Annotated in this window: 18 protein-coding genes and 1 pseudogene; 9 read left to right on the top strand and 10 right to left on the bottom strand. The window is 62.1% G+C overall.

Going from position 1 to position 19936, the window contains the following annotated elements; genetic code table 11:
• A pseudogene (locus OS035_RS31370) lies at positions 1–212 on the top strand (sugar ABC transporter ATP-binding protein); the annotation flags it as partial.
• Positions 213–218: 6 nt separating this feature from the next.
• On the opposite strand, the gene OS035_RS31365 reads toward OS035_RS31370, so the two are convergent.
• The 3 genes from OS035_RS31365 to OS035_RS31355 form a co-directional block, all read right to left on the bottom strand.
• Complete coding sequence (locus OS035_RS31365) at positions 219–2465, bottom strand: glycoside hydrolase family 2 protein (RefSeq protein WP_183782442.1); 2247 nt, start codon at positions 2463–2465, stop codon at positions 219–221.
• A 139-nt stretch (positions 2466–2604) separates the two neighbouring features.
• Positions 2605–3603 (bottom strand): LacI family DNA-binding transcriptional regulator, encoded by a 999-nt coding sequence (locus tag OS035_RS31360; protein ID WP_183782439.1) that lies wholly within the window; start codon positions 3601–3603, stop codon positions 2605–2607.
• A gap of 6 nt (positions 3604–3609) precedes the next feature.
• Positions 3610–4617, bottom strand: a complete 1008-nt coding sequence (locus OS035_RS31355) for a Gfo/Idh/MocA family protein (RefSeq protein ID WP_183782436.1) — start codon at positions 4615–4617, stop codon at positions 3610–3612.
• 205 nt (positions 4618–4822) lie between these two features.
• Here OS035_RS31355 and OS035_RS31350 point away from each other — a divergent pair, with 205 nt between their 5' ends.
• The 5 genes from OS035_RS31350 (at position 4823) to OS035_RS31330 (ending at position 9890) form a co-directional block, all read left to right on the top strand.
• Positions 4823–6115: an ABC transporter substrate-binding protein gene (locus OS035_RS31350; RefSeq protein WP_097629963.1), complete on the top strand. Its 1293-nt coding sequence runs from the start codon at positions 4823–4825 to the stop codon at positions 6113–6115.
• Between the two features lie 102 nt (positions 6116–6217).
• On the top strand, positions 6218–7105 hold the full coding sequence (locus tag OS035_RS31345) for a carbohydrate ABC transporter permease (RefSeq protein ID WP_097629964.1): 888 nt from the start codon (positions 6218–6220) through the stop codon (positions 7103–7105).
• 1 nt (position 7106) lies between these two features.
• Complete coding sequence (locus tag OS035_RS31340; RefSeq protein ID WP_097629965.1) at positions 7107–8018, top strand: carbohydrate ABC transporter permease; 912 nt, start codon at positions 7107–7109, stop codon at positions 8016–8018.
• An 18-nt stretch (positions 8019–8036) separates the two neighbouring features.
• Positions 8037–9119: an ABC transporter ATP-binding protein gene (locus tag OS035_RS31335; protein ID WP_097629966.1), complete on the top strand. Its 1083-nt coding sequence runs from the start codon at positions 8037–8039 to the stop codon at positions 9117–9119.
• A 21-nt stretch (positions 9120–9140) separates the two neighbouring features.
• The gene (locus OS035_RS31330) at positions 9141–9890 is read left to right on the top strand and encodes a ThuA domain-containing protein (RefSeq protein ID WP_097629967.1); all 750 of its coding nucleotides are present in this window, start codon (positions 9141–9143) and stop codon (positions 9888–9890) included.
• Positions 9891–9893: 3 nt separating this feature from the next.
• Here the strand turns inward: OS035_RS31330 and OS035_RS31325 are convergent, their stop codons facing one another.
• The 3 genes from OS035_RS31325 to OS035_RS31315 form a co-directional block, all read right to left on the bottom strand.
• The gene (locus OS035_RS31325) at positions 9894–10805 is read right to left on the bottom strand and encodes an SMP-30/gluconolactonase/LRE family protein (protein ID WP_097629968.1); all 912 of its coding nucleotides are present in this window, start codon (positions 10803–10805) and stop codon (positions 9894–9896) included.
• A 93-nt stretch (positions 10806–10898) separates the two neighbouring features.
• Complete coding sequence (locus OS035_RS31320; protein WP_097629969.1) at positions 10899–11720, bottom strand: SDR family oxidoreductase; 822 nt, start codon at positions 11718–11720, stop codon at positions 10899–10901.
• A gap of 90 nt (positions 11721–11810) precedes the next feature.
• Entirely contained in the window at positions 11811–12998 is a 1188-nt protein-coding gene (locus tag OS035_RS31315) for a phytanoyl-CoA dioxygenase family protein (RefSeq protein ID WP_097629970.1), read from the bottom strand.
• 92 nt (positions 12999–13090) lie between these two features.
• Between OS035_RS31315 and OS035_RS31310 the strand changes: the two genes are divergently transcribed.
• Both OS035_RS31310 and OS035_RS31305 read left to right on the top strand, forming a co-directional pair.
• Complete coding sequence (locus OS035_RS31310; protein WP_097629971.1) at positions 13091–14116, top strand: LacI family DNA-binding transcriptional regulator; 1026 nt, start codon at positions 13091–13093, stop codon at positions 14114–14116.
• A gap of 64 nt (positions 14117–14180) precedes the next feature.
• Positions 14181–15398 carry an adenylate/guanylate cyclase domain-containing protein gene (locus tag OS035_RS31305; RefSeq protein WP_097629972.1) on the top strand — a complete coding sequence of 406 codons (1218 nt, stop codon included), beginning with the start codon at positions 14181–14183 and terminating at the stop codon, positions 15396–15398.
• A gap of 18 nt (positions 15399–15416) precedes the next feature.
• On the opposite strand, the gene OS035_RS31300 is transcribed toward OS035_RS31305, so the two are convergent.
• From OS035_RS31300 to OS035_RS31285, 4 genes are all read right to left on the bottom strand, one after another.
• A complete protein-coding gene (locus OS035_RS31300; protein WP_097629973.1) occupies positions 15417–16196 on the bottom strand; it encodes an SDR family oxidoreductase in 780 nt (259 codons plus the stop codon).
• Positions 16197–16271: 75 nt separating this feature from the next.
• Complete coding sequence (locus OS035_RS31295; protein WP_097629974.1) at positions 16272–16673, bottom strand: DoxX family protein; 402 nt, start codon at positions 16671–16673, stop codon at positions 16272–16274.
• 97 nt (positions 16674–16770) lie between these two features.
• Positions 16771–17919: a galactonate dehydratase gene (dgoD, locus tag OS035_RS31290; RefSeq protein WP_097629975.1), complete on the bottom strand. Its 1149-nt coding sequence runs from the start codon at positions 17917–17919 to the stop codon at positions 16771–16773.
• Positions 17920–17974: 55 nt separating this feature from the next.
• Positions 17975–18730 carry a FadR/GntR family transcriptional regulator gene (locus OS035_RS31285; RefSeq protein WP_097629976.1) on the bottom strand — a complete coding sequence of 252 codons (756 nt, stop codon included), beginning with the start codon at positions 18728–18730 and terminating at the stop codon, positions 17975–17977.
• A gap of 212 nt (positions 18731–18942) precedes the next feature.
• Here OS035_RS31285 and OS035_RS31280 point away from each other — a divergent pair, with 212 nt between their 5' ends.
• Positions 18943–19926, top strand: a complete 984-nt coding sequence (locus OS035_RS31280; RefSeq protein ID WP_183782433.1) for an arabinose ABC transporter substrate-binding protein — start codon at positions 18943–18945, stop codon at positions 19924–19926.
• The last annotated feature ends 10 nt before the right edge of the window (positions 19927–19936 follow it).

The raw sequence follows: 19936 nt of genomic DNA, 5'->3' as shown, positions 1-19936 counted from the left end.
AGGCGCGCTCGCTGACCGAGGACGATTGCCTGATCGAGGTCGTCGAGCCGGCCGGCTCCGACACCTTCGCCGTCACCAAGCTCGGCGGCAAATCCGTCGTCGCCCGCCTGCGCGCCGATGCCGGCATCGCACCCGGACAAAACACCCGTCTCGCCTTCAATCTCGACAAGGCCGTGTTCTTCGATCCCGACAGCCAGCTCAGGATTTCGTGACAGCCGTCAGGCGGCGGCCGTCACAGTGAGGGTCACCGGCGCAAAACGCGAGGAGACCGCTTCGACGGTGATTTCGCCCACGAGCCCCGTCGCCTCCAGCCAGAAGCCGGCGGTGCCGCCCTGCAGCGGCACATTGGTCGGGCCGACGATCTTTGCAGGCCCATGTACCTTCAGCGAAATGCTGTCGTTCATGAACGGCAGGCGCTGGCCGCACTGGTCGAGGGCGCGGATGATGATGCGGGTGCTGTCGCGTTCGCGGGCTTTCAGCGTCAAGCTGTCGGCGACGATTTCCAGCGTCGTCGGCAGCGGATCGGCCGCGAGCGTCAGGCTCGTTACCGGCTCGCCGCCGATATAACCGGTCAAGGTGCCGTCGATCCATTCGAGGCCCCAGGTGCCGAGCTCGTCGGCGGTGAAGTGGCGATGGTCGAGCACGACGGGCGGATGCGGCAGATGCGGATAATTCTCGCGGTCCGGGCTGATGCGCTTGCTGAGGCCGCCATATTGCAGTTCGACCTCGTCGCAATTGGTCAGGATGATCAGCGGCAGCACGCCGCCGATATTGCGCTCGCCGCGCGCCCAGAAGGTCGCCGGTTTCATGACGATCTCCTCGGACGGGTCGCACTGGCTGATATAGGCATAGGCCGCGAATTTCGGCTCGCGGAACATGTCCATGACGCCGTGATAGCAGATGCGGTCGCCGGAGCCGAAATCCTTGTGAGTGTTGTAATCGAACATGCACCAGCCGATGGCGCCCGAAATATCGGGATCGCCATAGGCGGCGTTCAGCACCTCGAGATGACGGCGCACATGCTCGGCCTGGCGCTGCTCCTGGTCATAGATCTTCGTCGGGTGCATGTGACCGTTGAACTCGGTGATGAGGTACGGCACCTTGCGGGACAGGCCCGTATTTTCCTGCTGGCCGCGCAGCACGGTGCGCGGGCGGTTGGCGCCCGGCAATTCCTCATTGCCGAGGATGAAGTCGTTCATCGTATAGACGTCCTCGAGCAGTTCGCTCTCGGTGATATAACGCACGCCGCCGGTCTGGCGGGTGCTGTCTAGCTCACGGGCGAGGCGATTGGTCTCGACATAGAAATCGTGACTATCCTGGGACTCGTTGATGCGCACGCCCCAGATGATGATCGAGGGATGGTTCCAGTCGCGCTCGATCATCCGGCGAACGTTTTCGATCGATTCCTTTTGCCAGTCGGCATCGCCGATATGCTGCCAGCCGGGGATTTCCTCGAAGACCAGCAGGCCGATCGCGTCGCAGCGGTCGAGGAACCATTTCGATTGCGGATAATGCGAGGTGCGGACGATATTGCACTTCAGCACGCTCTTCATGATATCGGCGTCACGCTCCTGGGCGGACCGGCCGGCGGCATAGCCGACATAGGGGAAAGACTGGTGGCGGTTGAGGCCGCGCAGCTTCAGCGGTTTGCCGTTGAGAAGGAAACCTTCCGGCGTGAATTCGGCGGTGCGGAAGCCGAAGCGGGTAGAGATACGGTCGGAGCCGTGCTCGGTCCTGAGTTCGACGGTGACCTCGTAGAGGGTGGGATCGGTGATGTCCCAGAGCGTGATGCCGGTGAGGCCGCCAAAGGAAAGCCTGGTGCGGTCGCCGATCGTCTCGGTCGCCGCGGTGGCGATCACCGTACCGTCCGCCTGCTTCAGTGTGGCGGTGACGGTTGCCGAGAAGCTGCGGCCCTCGGGATTGGCGATATCGACGCGGATGGTTGCCGATTTTTCCGGGGCAAGAACGTCTGCGGTTTCGATCTTGAGATTGCGGATCGAGACGGGGTCGGTCACCTTCAGCCAGACGTCGCGGTAGATGCCGGCATAAGTCAGATAATCGATGCGGCCGCCGAAGGGCGGGATCTCAGGGTTTTCGCTGCCGTCGATCTTGACGGTCACCAGGTTCTCGCCCTTGACGAGCTTGCCGGTGAGGCGGGCCTCGAAAGGGGTGTAGCCGTCCTTATGGACAATGATCTCTTCGCCGTTCAGATAGACGACGCTGTCGGCCATGGCGGCGTCGAAGACGAGCGACACCTCGCGGCCCTCGAATTCCGGCAGCCAGCGCAGCACCTTCTGATAGGTGAAGGCGCGCTGATAGCTCCTTTCGTCGAAATAGTTGAAGGGCAGTTCGACGGCGGTATGGGGCAGGCTGACCGACTTGGCGGCGTCGAAGCTTTCGAGCAAACGCTGTCCGAAGCCCTCATGGAAACTCCAGCCTTCGTTGAAGGAAACGACCGAACGCATCTCAGGCTCTCCCGATCACGGCATCAGGAGTGCTGCGGCGCCTTTCGGCGCGTGAAAATCGGGTCATGCTATTCCTCCTTGATGCAATTGATAGGTGAGCCTTAGAACATGATGCCGAAAAGGCCAAGCCGGGCAGATACTAGGCGGTCGAGCCCCAGCGGGCGGTGCAGGTGAGGGTGATGCTGTGCGGGCCTTCGATCTCGGCGTCATGGCGTTCGATTAGTTCGACGACGGCGTCGATGAATGCGACGTGGTCGAGGCTCAGCGTGGTGAGATCGTTGCAATCCCAGGCGGCCATGGCGATGCCATCCTGGCCGACGATGGCAATGTCGTCGGGCGTGTTTTTGCCGAGCACGCGGCGGGCCGCATCGCGTGCCCCGATCGCCATGACGTCGTTGCCGCAGATGATGGCGTCGACCTTGTCGCGATGCAGCAGCAGCACGGCTTCCTTGAAGCCGGAATCATAGGAATAATCCCCAAAGGCCTGGGCTGCGAAAGAGAGGCCGCGCTTGGCCAGCGCATCGGCGAACCATTTGCGCCTGAGCTTGTCGATCCAGCTTGAATTGGTGCCGGAGAGATAGGCAAAGCGCTTCTTGCCGTCGCGGACGATCTTGTCGATGATCTCGTCGGCGGCCGCGGAGCCATCGATGCGGATGCTGGAGACGTTTTCGTTTTCGAGCGGCTCGAAGGAGACGATGATCGGCTTCGTCGTATGGAAGATGTCGACGGCATCCTGCATCGACACCATGTCGGAAAAGACGACGACGTGATCGACCTGATAGGTGGAGGCAAGCCGCATCAGCTGCAACCGGTCGGAATGATCGGCGCAGCAGAGGATGATCGGCAGCAATTGCCGCGCCTGCAGGCGGTGGACGAGAAGCTGCTGTTCTTCGGCCTCGCACGGATTGCCGATTGCGTTGACGACGAGCGCGACCAGCCGCGAGCGCTGGTTGTTCAGCGAGCGGGCGATTGCATTCGGCTGGTACCCATGTTCACGCGCGACGGCGAGAATGCGGTCGCGCGTCGCGCTGCCAATGCGCGAATCCGGCGAGAAGGCGCGGGAAATGGTGGCGGAGGAAACGCCGGCGAGTTTCGCCAGCTCCTTCGAGGTGATCCGCCGTCTGTTCATTCCGCTCATCTGCGCCTATTGGGCGACGATCCTGACGGAGGCGCCGCCGGCCGCTGCCGATTCCTTGATTGCGTCCCATAGCCTAGCGAATCTGAGGCCCATTTCAACGGAGCCGGAGTTTTCCATTTTTCCCGCGCGAATGGCGAGGAAATTTTTCATCGGATTGCCGAGAATCTCGGCTTCCTCGCGCGGCTCGGCGTTGCGGCCGACGCTGATCTCGCGCCAGGCGCCCCAGGCATCGATGCGCACGATCGCCTTGGAATAGAAGAAGGTGATGTGGGAGGCGCAGCCGGGAGGGCCTTCCCCGGCGGCCGTCAGCGTTGCCAGGGCGCCGTTCTTCAGCCGGGCGGAGACGGCTGTTGATATATCGACCTTTTTGCCGTGATTGGCCATGTAGGCCGAAACGCTGTCGAAATCGGAATTGGCCAGCAGGCAGACGGTGTTCATCATATGGGCGCCAGTATCGAACATGAAGCCGCCGCCAGAAATCTCGGGCTGCTGTTTCCAATGGCCGTCATAATTGGACGACCAGCTTTCCCAAATCATGCCCGATATGGCGATCAGCTCACCGAATTCGCCGGAAAGCGCCCGCCGGCGCGTGTCGAGCACCAGCGGCGACAGACCGCCCTGGAAAGCGGTGACGATGGTAACGCCGCTCTTCTTCTGCGCCGCGATCAGCCGCTCGGCCTCGGCGACCGTCGTCACCATCGGTTTTTCCAGGAAGAGGTCGAGGCCGGCTTTGGCGACGGCGGTCGCCTGCTCGGCATGGAAGGCATGCGGGGTGGAGATATAGACGATGTCGAGTTCGTCCCGGCATTGGACGAGCATTTCGCGATAGTCCTCGAAGCTTCTCGGTTCGGGCGCGCCGGCGGCGAGGCAGACGTCGATCAGCCGCTGGCGCGAGGCGGCCGTGGTGTCCGCAAGGACGGCGAATTCGATCTCGGGCATGCCAGCCCAGCTCTTGGCATATTCCACCGCCTTCAGCCCGGCGCCGATGACGCCGAGGCGCAATTTCTCAGCCATGAAAATGCTCTCCCTGAATGTTTGTGTACACGATTACACAAGCTGTACGATGATGGCAATATCTATATATCTCAGTAATATCAGTTAATTGAATTCGAGATTCGAATCTTTTCAAAAACCAGCTTGCCAGCGATTGGAATGCGTGTACATTTTTGCAGCCGGTGCTGGAGGGCGCCGTGTCTCTAAAAAAAGGGAGGACTTTTCGTTGAAGAAGACGGTTCTTGGTGGCCTGTGCGCCATTCTGCTGAGCGCGGTTTCGACGCTGGCGCAGGCCGAAACAATTCGAATTGCCAATCACGGCCAGGCCGGCATCGATGCGATGAAGTCGACGGTCGAGCGGATCGAAAAGAAATACGGCGTGACCGTCGAGGTCATCGAATATCCGGCGCCCGATAAGGATTATCTGACCAAGCTGCTGACGGAGCTCGGGGCCGGCAACGCGCCCGATCTGTTCTCCATCCCGACGACGGCCGCGGTCGCCGATATGGTGGAAGCTGGCTACCTCACGCCCATCACCAAGGAGTTCAAGGCCTGGGACGGCTATGCTAACCTCTATGACGTTGCCAAGCAGCTGGCCGTCAGCCCGGATGGCGAGACCTATGTGATGCCGTTCATGCTCGGCATTCAGGAAATCTATTATCGCAAGGACGTTCTCGAAAAGGCCGGCATCTCCACAGAGCAGCCGAAGACCTGGCAGGAGCTTCTCGACCGTGCGGCCGAGATCAAGCATAAGACCGGCGCCTACGGCTTGCTTTTCCCGGCCGGCGTATCCTGGGGAAGCGGCGCCTTCGACGAGGGCTTCCAGCACCTGCTCGTCGGCTCCAAGACGCCGCAGCTTGTCGATGCCGACGGCAAGCTCGATCTCAACGGCGAGGGCATCAAGGATGTCTTCAACGTCTACAAGGAGCTGATCGACAAGGATCTGATGCCGACGCAGCCGCTGCTCGGGCCGGAGCCCTGGGTCGTGCCAAAATACCAGATGTTCCCGGAAGGCAAGCTCGCCGCGACCACCTGCGGCTCCTGGTGCTATATTTTCGACTGGGGCCGCGAGAGCAAGAACCCGATCCCCGAAGTGACCAAGGTTGTGGGAACCTGGACCGTGCCGGGCCAGAGCAGCGGTCAGTATGTGCTCGCCAACCTTGCCGCGCCGTGGGCCGTCAATTCCAAATCGGCCAATAGCGAACTCGCGATCAAGGCGCTGATGGAGATCGGCTCGATCGAGACGCAGGTTTCCTACGCCGCCCGCATCGGCAACATCCCCGCCAGCAAGGATGCGGCCGACAATGCCGACTTCCAGAAACTGACGGAGCTGGTTCCGATCCATGCGGCGGCCGGAAATGGCGTGTTCCTGAAACAGGCCTCCGGTTTCGGCACGGTTTCGGAAGGCGTGGCGCGGGCGACGGAAGCGATGCTGCGCAAGGAAACCGATGCTGCCGGCGCCCAGAAGATCCTGGTCGACTACGTCAAGGAAACGCTCGGCGACGACATGGTGAAGTAAGCGTACGCTTGCTTTCCCCGCGAACGGGGACGCGGCGCCAGGGCACCGCGTCTCCCCGTCATTGTTCGATGAGCCGGTACATTCGACAGGTTGCGAGCTTCCATGGCCAGAAACTCTCATGAAAAGCGCGCCGAGCGGCAATGGCTGCTGATCCTGCTGCCCTCGCTCGTGCTGCTGCTGGCCTTCGTCATCTATCCGGCCGTCTATTCCATCTATCTGAGCTTCACCAACGAGGCGCTGACCGGGGCGGCGGCGCTCCGGCCGCGCTTCGTCGGTTTCCGGAATTATGTCAGGCTGTTCAACGACGCGAAGTTCTGGAATTCGCTGTTCGTCACTTTCGTCTTCGTCATCGGTTCCGCGGTGATCGGCCAGTTCCTGCTCGGCCTGATCTCGGCAATCGCGCTGCGCCGGCCGATCCGCTTCCGGCGTGTGTTCTCGTCGATCATCCTGCTGCCCAATGCCGCCCCCGAAGTCGTCGCCGGCTTCATGTGGATCTCGATGCTGGCGGGCGGTGACAATGCCACGCTCACCCGCATCGTCAGCTTCTTGGGCGTCACGCCGGCCGACTGGCTGCAGGTCTTCCCGCTGTCGATGATCATCATCGTCAACATCTGGCGCGGCATCGCCACCGCGATGATCCTGCTGACGGCCGGCCTCAGCACCATTCCGGCCGAGATCTACGAGGCGGCGCGCATGGACGGCGCCACGCCATCGCAGATGTTTCGCCGCATCACCCTGCCGCTGATGATGCCGACGATCCTTCTCTACATGCTGATTTCGGCCGTATCGACCATCGCCGTCTTCGGCCTCGTCTATGCGCTGACGCGCGGAGGCCCGGGCGGGGCGACCGAGGTGGTCAGCATTTATATCTACAACCAGTCCTTCACGGCGTTCCAGCTCGGCTATGGCGCCGCGGTCGCCGTCGTCGCGCTCGTCATCTCGCTGATATTAGGCATCGCCTATGTCCGTGCCATGAAGGTGGAGGTCTGACATGGCCGTCGTTTCCCCGAGCGAGACCGCCAATAAGAGCCGTTCCGACCTCATCGCATATGCGACGCTGTCGCTGATGTCGATTTTCTGCGCCGTGCCCTTCTTCTGGGTGCTGCTCGCCTCTTTCGACGGCAATGCGCAGCTCTTCCTGCATTGGCCGCAGCAATGGACCTTCGCCAATTACGTCAAAGTCTTCACCAAGGAAGACGGGGCTAAGTGGCTATTCAACTCGCTCTTCGTCGTCGGCAGCGCCACGTTGCTGGTCATGGTGCTGGCGGGGCTCGGCGGTTATGCCCTGTCGCGCACCCGTGCCTGGTGGAAGCTGCCGTTCCTCTATGCGATCCTGCTCATCCGCGTGCTGCCGCCGACGGCGCTCGTCGTGCCGCTCTATAAATTCCTGCTGACGCTGAACAATGCGGAGGCGGCGGTGCTCAGGCCGATCTTCGGCAGCTATGCCCGCGACATCATGCGCTGGACCGGCTTCATCGACGGCTATCTCGGGCTGATCCTGGTGCTGGCGACGATGCAATTGCCGCTGGCGCTCTGGATCATGAAGACCTTCTTCGACGGGCTGCCGAGGGATTACGAAGAGGCGGCGCTGATGGACGGAGCAACGCTGATCCAGCGCATCCGCCGGGTGCTGATCCCGCTGGCGCTGCCGGGGCTTGCCGCCGCCGGGCTCTTCGCCTTCATGTCGGCCTGGGGCGATTTTCTGCTGCCGCTCATCTTCCTATCGTCGCCGGAGCTGCAGACGCTGCCGCTCGGCCTCTTCCGCGCTTTTCTCCGCATCAATGAGATCGACTACGGCCTGCTGACCGCGCTGGCCTTCATCTATCTGCTGCCGGCCGTCGTCGCCTTCGGCTTTGCGCGGCGCTTCCTCGTCCAGACCTTTTCGGGCGGCGTGAAGGGCTGAGATCAAGAGGAGAAACGGATGATCAATCTCAGAAACGTTCGCAAGTTCTACGGCGCGCTCGAAGTCATCAAGGGCGTCGATATCACTGTGGAAGACGGGGAATTCGCCGTCTTCGTCGGTCCGTCCGGCTGCGGTAAGTCGACGCTCCTGCGCATGATCGCCGGCCTCGAAGGCATCGACGAAGGCGATCTTGTCCTCGACGGCAAGCGCATCAACGACGTGCCGCCCGACAAACGCGGCATCGCCATGGTGTTCCAGTCCTATGCGCTCTATCCGCATATGACCGTTGCCGAAAATATCGGCTTTTCCCTTAGCCTGAAAAAGGTGCCGGAGACGGAGATCCGCCGGCAGGTGGAAGGCGTCGCCGAGATCCTGCAGCTCACCGACTATCTCGACCGCCGCCCGGCCGCCCTTTCCGGCGGCCAGCGTCAGCGGGTGGCGATCGGTCGCGCCATCATCAAGAAGCCGTCGCTGATCCTGTTCGACGAGCCGCTGTCGAACCTCGATTCGGCCTTGCGCGTGCAGATGCGCGCCGAGCTGCAGCGCCTGCACCGCGAGCTGAAGGCGACCGTCGTCTACGTCACCCACGACCAGGTGGAAGCGATGACGATGGCCGACCGCATCGTCGTGCTGAACAAGGGCTTGGTGGCACAGGAGGGCGCGCCGATGTCGCTCTACCATCAGCCGCAGAATGAATTCGTCGCGACCTTCATCGGCTCGCCTAAGATGAACGTCATCCCGGTCACCGCAACGCGGACCTCGGTGGGTGCGTTGCATCTCGACAGCCCGATCGGGCTGTTGCTCGATCTTGCCGATGCCAATGGCGCGGTGCCACAGGGCGAGGCCAAACTCGGCATCCGGCCAGAGCATCTGAAGATCGCGCCGGAAGGGCAGGGACATTTCACGGCCGAAGTGGTCATCGTCGAGCGGCTCGGCGTCGAGACCTACATGACCGTCGGCTCCGGGCAGCAGCCGATTGTCGTGCGTGCCGAGGGCGATATTGGTGTGCGGCCGGGCGATCGCGTGTCGCTGACCGCCGATCCCGCCGCCTGCCTTCTGTTCGATTCCGCCGGACGGGTGATCCGTCCGGCAACCGCCTGACAGCTAACATCGAGGAATGCTATGACAATCAAGGTCACCATCTGGAACGAAGGACGCCACGAGCAGCTCCATAGGGAGGTTCAGGAGATCTATCCCGATCGTATCGACGGCGCGATCGCCGCCGGCATCGCCCATCCGGATTTCGAAATCCGCCGCGGCACGCTCGATGATCCCGATGAAGGCCTGCCGGACAGCGTGCTCGATAATACCGACGTGCTGCTCTGGTGGGGGCATATGGCGCATGAGGAGGTCAGCGATGGGCTGATCGAGCGCGTGCAGCAGCGGGTGCTGAAGGGCATGGGCCTTCTGGTGCTGCATTCCGGCCATCATTCCAAGCTCTTCCGCCGGCTGATGGGCACCAATGCCAATCTTTCCTGGCGCGAGACGACGGATGGAGACTTGGAGCGGGTGTGGGTGGTCAATCCCTCACATCCGATCGCCGAGGGGCTGCCGCCCTATTTCGAGGTCAATGCCTCGGAAATGTATGGCGAGCCCTTCGACATCCCGCAGCCGGACGAGCTGGTGTTCATCTCCTGGTATTCCGGCGGCGAAGTGTTCCGCAGTGGCTGCACCTTCCAGCGTGGGCGCGGGCGTATCTTCTTCTTCAGCCCCGGCCACGAAACCTATCCGATCTATCACGACAAGACCGTGCACAAGGTGATCTCGAACGGCATCCGTTGGGCGCGGCAAAAGCATACGGACGGCCGCATCCTGGAGAACTGGCACCGCGCCGAGCCGCTGCATGGCAGGCCGGATGCCGTGAAGGGCTGATCCTTACGGATATTGGGCGCCGTTGGTCTTCGTATAGATCGAATAGACCGAGCGCGTCGCAGTGATGAACAGCCGGTTCTTCTTGGGCCCGCCGAAGGTGAGGTTGGACACCGTCTGCGGCACCCTGATCTTGCCGAGCAGGGTGCCGTCCGGCGAAAAGCAGTGCACGCCGTCGGACGCACTTGTCCAGAGATTGCCGCCGACATCGAAGCGGAAACCGTCAGGATTGCCGATATCGAGGCTGCAGAAATAGCGGCTGTTTGTAAGCTTCCTGCCGTCGACGACGTCGAAAAATCTTATATGGCGCGGCACTTCATGTTTTGCCGAGCCGGAATCGGCAATGTAGAGTTTTGTCTCGTCGGGCGAGAAGGCAAGGCCGTTCGGCTGGATGAAATCCTCGATGACGGCCTCGATCGCGCCGCTTGCGGGATCGATGCGGTAGACGTTGCGGGTCGGCTGTTCGGGCTCTGCCTTGTGGCCCTCGTAATCCGAGAGGATGCCGTAGGTCGGATCGGTGAACCAGATTCCGCCGTCGGAATGCACGACGACATCGTTCGGCGAGTTCAGTCGTTTGCCCTTGTAGCTGTCGGCGAGAACGGTGATGGTGCCGTCCGGCTCGGTGCGGGTGACGCGGCGGCCGCCATGTTCGCAGGAGACCAGCCGGCCCTGCCGGTCGCGGGTATTGCCGTTGACATAGTTGGAGGGCGAGCGGAAGACCGAGACCGTGCCATCCGGCGTCCAGCGCATGATGCGTTCGTTCGGAATATCGCTCCAGAGCAGGCAGTCCACGTCGGAAAACCACACCGGGCCTTCGGTCCAGCGGCAGCCGGAATAGAGCTCCTCGAGGGCTGCGCTGCCGATGACCAGAGCGCCGAAGCGTTCGTCGCGGATGTCGTAAAGCGGATTGTCGGCCACGCCGGTTTCCTCCCTGAATGCTGCTGACCTTTTCCTAGCGGCAAATATCGGCAGGTGCCAGAGCCCGGCGAGGGAAATGCCGGGCTCAGTTTTTTAGAGAGCCGCCACCGGGTGCGGCGAGCCGTCATAGGCACCCCAGATCGACTGGTCGAAGCAGATGACAGAGCCGGTCATCAGGCCGGATTCGGCCGACGATAGGTAGGCGCAGGCGCGCGCCACTTCGTGCGGGTCGACGAGACGGCCGAAGGGCTGGCCGGCTGCCGCCTTCTCAAGCCAATCGGCGGGGGCATCGTGATATTCGCGCTGGATGCGATCCTCGCCTTCGGAGGCCATCCAGCCGATGTTGAGGCCGTTGACGCGGATGCGGTTGCGCAGCAGCGCATAGGCGGTATTCTTCGTCAGCGTTTCCAACGCCCCCTTGGAGGCGCAATAGGCGGCGATGAAGGGCTGGCCTGCCTTGGCCGACATTGAGCCGATGTTGACGATCGTGCCCTCGGTCTTTTCGCGGCGCATGACCTTCATTGTCTCCTGCATCAGGAAGAACGGTGCGCGCACGTTGACGGCGAACATGGCGTCGAAGAGTTCAGGGCTGGTGTCGAGGATGGTGCCGCGATCGGTGATGGCGGCGGCATTGATCAGCGCGTCGACCCGGCCGAAGGCCTCGTCGCAGGCCTGTACGACATTCCTGGCGTCCTCGACCTTGCCGAGGTCGGCCATGACGTAGACAACCTTCACACCGGTTGCGGCCGAGATTTCCGCGGCCTTCGCCTGGCCCTTGGCTTCGTTGCGGCCGCAAATGACGATGCCCTCAGCACCGCGTTCGGCGAAGAGACGGGCGATAGTGGCGCCCAACCCTTGCGTGCCGCCGGTGACGATGGCGATCTTGCCGTCGAGGCGGCCGTGATCTGTGCTCATGTGGTTCCTCCTTGGTGGTGATATGCGAATGGCCTCCCGCGGGGGTGCGGGAGGCTTTTATTTCAGTGCGGGTCGGCTCCAGATCCTTAGTCAGCTCAGCTTCTTCTGCGCCTGTTCTGCAAGTGCCGCCGCAAAGGCTTCGTCGCTCCAGCCTTCCTTCAACGCCTCGTGCATCAGCTGCGCCTGCGTCTTCGGCGCCAGGCCGCCAAGCGGGGGATCTCGATCGAGATTGGTCGGGAAGGAATAACCTTCGGCGCAGGCGGCAACGGCATTGGCGATCTCGTCGGGCGACAGCCTGTCCTGCAATGTCTTCAGGGTGGGAAAGAGCGTGGCGCTCATTTTTTCGCGATTGACCGTTTCCATCGCCCGGCCGAAGGCAGAGGAGACCTGCAACAGGTTGGCGACGCGCTTGATATCGGCCGAGCGGTTGGTGCCGGCGGCGTGGAAGAGGGCGGGATTGAAGAAGACGACGTCGCCTTTTTCGAGCGGCAGCTGGATGTGGTTGGCCTCGAAATAATCCCGGAATTCCTGGCGCTTGAGCGCGAGATAGCCCGGCACATAGGTCTGGCTGTGCGGCAGGAAGAGCGTCGGGCCGCTTTCGAGCGGCATGTCGCAATGGGCGACCGCACCCTGCAGCGTCAGCACCGGCGAAAGCCGGTGCACATGCACCGGAAACTGCTCGATCACCGCGGACGATTGGAAGCCGAGATGATAGTCGCGATGGGCCGACTGTGCCGCGCCCCCCGGATTGACGCGGTTGACCTGGGCCGTCATCTGGTAGCTTGGGCCGAGCCAGGCTTGGCTTGCCAGTGCGACGATGGCATTGCCGTAATATTCGGCAAAATTCGCGGGATCGGCGAGGCAATGTTTTTCCAGTGAATTCCAGATGCGGTCGTTGGCGCCGGGCTTGGCGAAGTGATCGCCGCCGCCGGTCGAGGTGCGGTGCTGCTCCTCGATGATCTGATCGAAGACCACGCTGGCGCGGTCGATAATGGCGGTATCCTCGTACGCATGCTTGAAGACGGCGACGCCGGGACCATCGCCGAAGGCCTCGCAGATCTCGGCCAGCACGGCGCGCCGGCCCTCCGGCGTTGCCGCCGCCGCCGTCACCTTGCGGCTGTCATAGATCAGCACGTTTTTTTCGACGGCAGAAGCCGTAGGGTAATCGGCAAGCACGGTGGTCTTTTCCGACAGGCGGCGAAAATCCTCGAGATCGCAGCTGTCTTCGCTGAGCCAGACACGGTCGGCGCGCAATTTCTGCTGATTGTCGGTTTTCATGATGGCTCCTCCTCTTTCGATGAAGGCACTATACGCGGCGATGCCGGGTGATATAGATCAGAAATCCATCAAAAAACCATCAAGCGGATTCCATGGCCCATCTCTTCCTCGTCAAGGACATTGCCTTCCAGGCCGGATTGAGCACCGCGACCGTTGACCGGGTGCTGAACGGGCGGCCGGGTGTGCGCCAGCAGACGGAAATGCGGGTGCAGGCGGCGATTGCCGAACTCGAAAAGCAGAAGGCCGGAGCGGTGACGAGTGGGCGCATGCTGGCGATCGATATCGTCATGGAGACGCCTCAGCGTTTCAGCGATGCGGTGCGCGCCGCCTTCGAGGCGGAGATGGCGGCCTTCCTGCCCGGGGTCTTCCGCTGCCGGTTCCTTTTCGCCGAGGTGATGAAGCCGGCCGAGATGGTGCAGCTTCTCGACCGCATCCGGCTGCGCGGCACACACGGCATCGTGCTGAAGGCGCCTGACGTTGCCGAGGTGGCCGCTGCCGTCGCGCGGGCGGATGCGGCGGGCATTCCAGTGGTAACACTGGTGACCGACCTGCCGAATTCGGCGCGCATCGCCTATGCCGGCGCCGACAACCGGGCGGCGGGCGAGACCGCGGCCTATCTGATCGGTGAAGTGCTCGCGAGCGGTGGCGGCAAGGTGCTGGTGACGCTGTCGAGCGGGCGGTTTCGCGGCGAGGAGGAGCGCGAGATCGGCTTTCGCCGCATCATTCGCGCCCGTTATCCCGGAATCGGCATCACCGAAATCAGCGAGGGGCATGGCACCGATACGGCGACGGGAACGCTTGCGGCGGCTGCACTTGCTGCCGATCCCACCATCAATGCAGTCTATTCGATCGGTGGCGGCAACCGAGCGGTGCTGGCGGCCTTCGATGCGGCCAAACGCCCGGTCCACGTCTTCGTCGCTCATGATCTCGACGTCGACAACCGCGCGCTGCTTGCCGCCCGCCGGATCGGCTTCGTGCTCCACCATGATCTCAGGACAGATGCGCGTTCGGCCTTCAGGGCGATCATGGGCCGAGCGACGTCACCGGGTCGGGCGGTTCCGGCCTCGCTCTCATCGGTCGAAATCGTCACGCCCTACAACATGCCCGTCGGCGATTGAGCCAATCGGCTTCCTTCGATGCCGAATTCGGACTACAGCTTGGGCGAGAGTGAAGGTGAGCGGCATGGATTATAGCGACGTCAGCACAATTGCAGCCTGGATCACGGAGCAGGGACTAAAGGGCGCCTCGGAAGCCGAGCTCATGACCGGTTTCTGCGCGGCCTGCCGCAATGCCGGGCTGCCGCTCGACCGCGGCCTGGCGCTGATGGATACGCTGCACCCGGTGCATGAGGGCCGCGCCTTTCGCTGGGACAGCGAGGAGGAGATCGAGGCCGAGTTCGAATATGGCTCGACGAGCTCCGGGGAGGCCGCGGCGAACTGGCAGCGCTCGGCCTTTTATTATCTCTGGGCCAACAATGAACGGGAGATACGCCGGCGCCTCGGCTTTGGCGATCCGATCGATTTCAGCCTGCTCGATACGATCGCTGAAGCCGGCCATACGGATTTCATAGCGATGGTCCATCGTTTCAGCGAGGCCGGCACGATCGGCGAAATGGATTGTTTCTTCTCGCATTTCGCGACCAAACATCCCGAGGGTTTTTCCGATCACGACCTCGCCATCCTGCGCAAGCTGGTGCCGGTGCTGGGACTGGCGATCAAGTGCATCGGGCTCGGGCGGATCGCCCGCACCATCGCCGAAGTCTATCTCGGCGAGGACGCGGCGCGTCAGGTCATGGAGGGCAAGATCAGTCGCGGCAAATCGGAGCGGATTTCCGCCGCACTCTGGTTTTCGGATTTGTTGAACTACACAAAGATATCCGACAGCGTACCGCCGGAGGAGATCATCCCGTTGCTCAACGACTATAGCGAGGCGGTGATCACGGCGATCCACGAATCCGGCGGCAATGTGCTGAAGCTGATCGGCGACGGCGTGCTGGCGATCTTCAAGGGCGAGGTGCCGGCGGAGACCTGTCGTGCGGCGCTCCACGCCGAAGCGCTTCTGCGGGAAAAGCTCGCCAAGCTCAATGCCGAACGCAAAGCCGGCGACCGGCCAACGACCGATGTCTATATCGGCCTGCATATCGGAGACGTCTTTTACGGCAATATCGGCAGTCAGGACCGGCTGGACTTCACGGTCATCGGCCCTGCCGTCAACGAGGTCAGCCGCATCGCTTCGATGTGCCGATCAGTGGATCTCAACCTGTTGATCTCCTCCGATTTCGCCACAGCGATACCGGAGGAACAGCGCGCGGCACTTGCCTGTGTCGGACGTTATGCGTTGCGCGGCGTGCAGCGCGCGCAGGAACTCTATACGCTCGATAACGCCCGGCTGAGCGCCTGATCGTCGCAGGACGCAGGCCTATCGCAGCAGCCCCTGGCCGCCATCGATCCAGATCGGCGTGCCGGTGATATGCCGGGCCCGGTCTGAGGCGAGGAAGAGAATGGTTTCGGCGACGTCCTCGCTCTTGCCCGCCTTGCCGCCGGCGATTGGGATATCCCCTTGCGGCCAGATGACCGGAACCTCGGTCTCGTCGCGATGCCGGCTATTCGTGTTGGCGCCGATATTGGTCTCGATCTCGCCGGGGCAGACGGCATTGACACGGATGCCGTGCCGGCCGAGTTCGAGGGCCAGTTGCTGGACCATGGCGACCTGGCCGGCCTTGGTTGCGGTATAGGCGGTTGCGCCCGGCGTCGTGAATGTCCGGGTGCCGTTGATCGAGGAGACGACGACGATCGAGCCGCCATTTCTTTTCAGGTAGGGGACCGTCAGATGCAAGGTCAGATAGGTGCCGCGCAGATTGACGGCGATGGTCTTATCCCATTCATCCGGCTTCAGATCGTCGATCGGCGCCCAGACGCCATTGATGCCGGCATTGGCGATGACGATGTCAAGGCCGTGGAACGTATCGGTCAATTGCTTCACGGCGCTGCGCATCTGCGCCTCTTCGCTGGTGTCGGCGATCAACGCGATCGATTCGCCCCCCGCCGCCTTGATCTCGGCGCAGGTTTGTTCGACCTCGTCGGCGGTGCGGCTCAAGACGGCGACCCTTGCTCCGTCGGCGGCGAGTCTCAATGCGGCCGCCTTGCCGATGCCGGATCCAGCGCCCGTCACCAACGCGATCCTTCCCTGTAGTTCCATGGGCGGGCTCTCCTTGCCGTTTGCCGCTAAGCCAATGTTCGGCATGGCTGTTGGTTCCGGAGGGAGAGCGGGTCGTTAAAGCTCTCCGAGGAGGCTGTGCCGCAATGCCCATTTCTCCGGTCCATGGACGGCGGCAAAGAGCAGGCCGGCGAGGAAGGTGAAGTGATCGACGAAGAAGCCGAATTCGGCCTGGTTCTGCTGCCAATGGGATGGCCCGTGGAAAGCAAAGGCAAGGAAGATCACGTAGATGCCCGCCAGCAGGCTGGCCTCGGTGAAGAAGGCCCCGGTTATGAAAGCGAGCGCCAGGGCGATCTCGAAGAAGGCCGCCACCCAGGCAAGGAATGTCGCCATCGGAAAACCGGCAGCGGCGATGTAACCCGCCGTCGCGCCGATATCGGCGAATTTGAAGCCGGCGGCCATGAAGAAGATGAAGCTGAAAATGATGCGGGCGACGATGATTGCAGTTGCTCTTGCCATCGTAGGATCTCCTGTTTGCGTTTCCACCATGACGGACGAGACGACAGATTTGCTACACGGCGAATGAAAAAAGGGCCGCTGGCGCGACCCTTTCTTCTTACCATTCGGCGAAACTGCCGTCGGCATGGCGCCAGATCGGGTTGCGCCAGCGGTGGCCTTCCCTGGCGCGCTCGATGACGTAGGCCTCGTCGACCTCGATGCCGAGACCGGGCCCCTGCGGGATCGAGACGAAACCATCGGCATATTGGAACACCTCCTTGTTCGAGATGTAGTCGAGGATGTCGTTGCCCGTATTGTAATGGATGCCGAGGCTCTGTTCCTGGATGAAGGCATTATAGCTGACGGCATCGACCTGCAGGCAGGCGGCGAGTGCGATCGGCCCCAGCGGGCAATGCGGCGCCAGCGCCACATCATAGGCTTCGGCCATCGCCGCGATCTTGCGGCATTCGGTGATGCCGCCGGCATGCGACAGATCCGGCTGGATGATGTCGACATAACCGTCCGACAGCACCTGCTTGAAGTCCCAGCGCGAAAAGAGCCGTTCGCCAAGCGCGATCGGCGTTGAGGTATGGTTGACGATGTCGCGCAGCGCCTCCTTGTTTTCCGAAAGAACCGGCTCCTCGATGAACATCAGCTTGTAGGGTTCGAGTTCCTTGGCGAGAACCTTGGCCATCGGCTTGTGCACGCGGCCGTGGAAATCGACGCCGATGCCGATATGCGGGCCGATCGCCTCGCGGATGACGGCGATGGTCTCGACCGCCCTCTCCACCTTCTCGTTGGTGTCGACGATCTGCATTTCCTCGCAGCCGTTGAGCTTGATCGCCTTGAAGCCGCGGGCGACCACCTCCCTGGCATTGTTGGCGACATCCGCAGGACGGTCGCCGCCGATCCAGGAATAGACCTTGATGCGGTCGCGCAGCTGGCCGCCGAGCAGGGAATGGATCGGCTGACCGAGGGCCTTGCCCTTGATGTCCCACAGCGCCTGGTCGATGCCGGAGATGGCGCTCATATGGGCAGCCCCGCCGCGATAGAAGCCGCCGCGATACATCACCGTCCAGTGGTCCTCGATCAAGAAGGGATCCTTGCCGATCAGATAGTCTTCCAGTTCGTGGACGGCGGCTTGGACGGTCAGCGCGCGGCCTTCGACGACCGGTTCGCCCCAGCCGATGATGCCCTCGTCGGTCTCGATCTTCAAAAACAGCCAGCGCGGCGGAACGATATAGGTGGTGAGTTTGGTGATCTTCATCGCTGCTCTTCAGTCTCTCTTCAGATTTTTTGACGGGCGGCCAGCCGCGGATTGCTTATTTCGTTCTGCCGATCGCTTTTTCGGCGGCGGCAAGATCGCGCACCGCTAGATCGAGCATGCGGTTGGCGCAGTCGCGGGCGCCGGCCTTGTCGCGCATGCGCAAGGCCTCGACCAACTGGCCGTGAACGAGCACCGCATCCTCGCGATTCTCGACGCCGATGTTGGAGGCATGCAGCGCATATTTCAGCGCCGCATGAATGGCGCTCGACAGACGGCGGAAGACCTGGTTGTGGCTAGCCGTCAGCAGCACCGTATGGAACATGACATCGGCATCGGTGAAGCTTTCCGGGTCGCCGGCACTGTCACGCATCTGCCGCCAGGCCTTGTCGAGATCGGCGATCTCCTGGGCGCTGGCGCGCTCGGCAGCATATTCGGCGGCTGCCGGTTCGATGGTGCGGCGGGCTTCGAGAATGCAGCCGAGCAGGTCGAAATCCTTGATATAGGGACCCATCCATTCAAGCACGTCAGCGTCCAAGATATTCCAATCGTCCTTGTCGCAGACGGTGGTTCCGATGCGCGGCTTGCCACGGACAAGGCCTTTGGATTCCAGCACTTTCAGCGATTCGCGAATGACGGTGCGGCTGACGCCGTAGAGCTCGCAGAGATCGTTCTCGCGGGGCAGCGGCGAGCCCGCGGGATAGCGGTCCGCACAAATATCCTGAGCGATCGCCGCCGTGACGTTGCGGCGTACGCGCGGGCGGCGCTCGATGCGGCGGCTTTCGGCCCCGCCCTGTCGCTCGATTGTTTCCAACTCACCTCTCCGCTCTGTCTCGCGTGCTAGGCAATCGAACCTGATTATCCGAATTCGATCCGCTTTGCGACGCTTCCTCCCCGGCATCTCGTCAATAATCCTATTATTCCAATCATCATACATTGGCAATTGACTGGTATGATGATTTATCATAATTCATTGGACGTTGCCTGGGAGGCAGCTGCTCGTTTTTGGAGTTTAGGGAGAGAGACATGCGCTTGTTCAAAGCAGCCATTCTGGCTGGCACTTTCGCCATTCTGGCAGCCGGCTCGGCATTTTCCGCAGACGTGAAGATCGGGTTTATTGTCAAGCAACCTGAGGAGCCGTGGTTCCAGGACGAATGGAAGTTCGCCGACCAGGCCGCCAAGGAAAAAGGCTTCACCGTCGTCAAGATCGGCGCCGAAGATGGCGAGAAGGTCCAGTCGGCGATCGACAATCTCGGCGCCCAAGGTGCGCAGGGCTTCATAATCTGCACGCCCGACGTCAAACTCGGCCCCGGCATCGTCGCCAAGGCCGAAGCCAACCAGCTGAAGCTGATGACGGTCGACGACCGCCTCGTCAGCGCCGACGGCAAGCCGCTGGAAGAGGTGCCGCATATGGGCATTTCGGCCACCAAGATCGGCGAGACCGTCGGCCAGGCGATCGTAGACGAAATCAAGAAGCGCGGTTGGGACATGAAGAATGTCGGCGCCGTGCGGGTCTCCTATGACCAGTTGCCGACGGCCGTCGACCGCGTCGAAGGCGCGATGTCGGTGCTGAAGTCCGCCGGCTTCCCGGCCGAAAACATCTTTGATGCGCCTCAGGCGAAGACGGATACGGAAGCGGCGCTCAACGCGGCGACCACCGTTCTCAACAAGCATGCCGACGTGAAATACTGGGTCGCCTTCGGCCTCAACGATGAAGCCGTCCTCGGCGCCGTCCGTGCATCCGAATCGGTCGGCATTCCGGCGACGAACGTCATCGGTGTCGGCATCGGCGGCGCGGAATCGGCGATCAACGAGTTCAAGAAGCCGGCGGCGACTGGCTTCTTCGGCACCGTCATCATCTCGCCGAAGCGCCACGGCTACGAGACGGCGCTCAACATGTACGACTGGATCGCCAACGACAAGGCGCCGGAAAAGCTGACGCTGACCTCCGGTTCGCTGGCGCTGCGCGGCGATTACGACAAGGTCCGCAAGGATCTAGGCATCGAGTAATCCTTCCAGG

Source organism: Rhizobium sp. 268, from assembly GCF_036571585.1.
Classification (GTDB): Bacteria; Pseudomonadota; Alphaproteobacteria; order Rhizobiales; family Rhizobiaceae; genus Rhizobium; species Rhizobium redzepovicii.
Note: the sequence above shows the minus strand (reverse complement) of the source record. Positions and strands in the feature narration are given on the sequence as shown.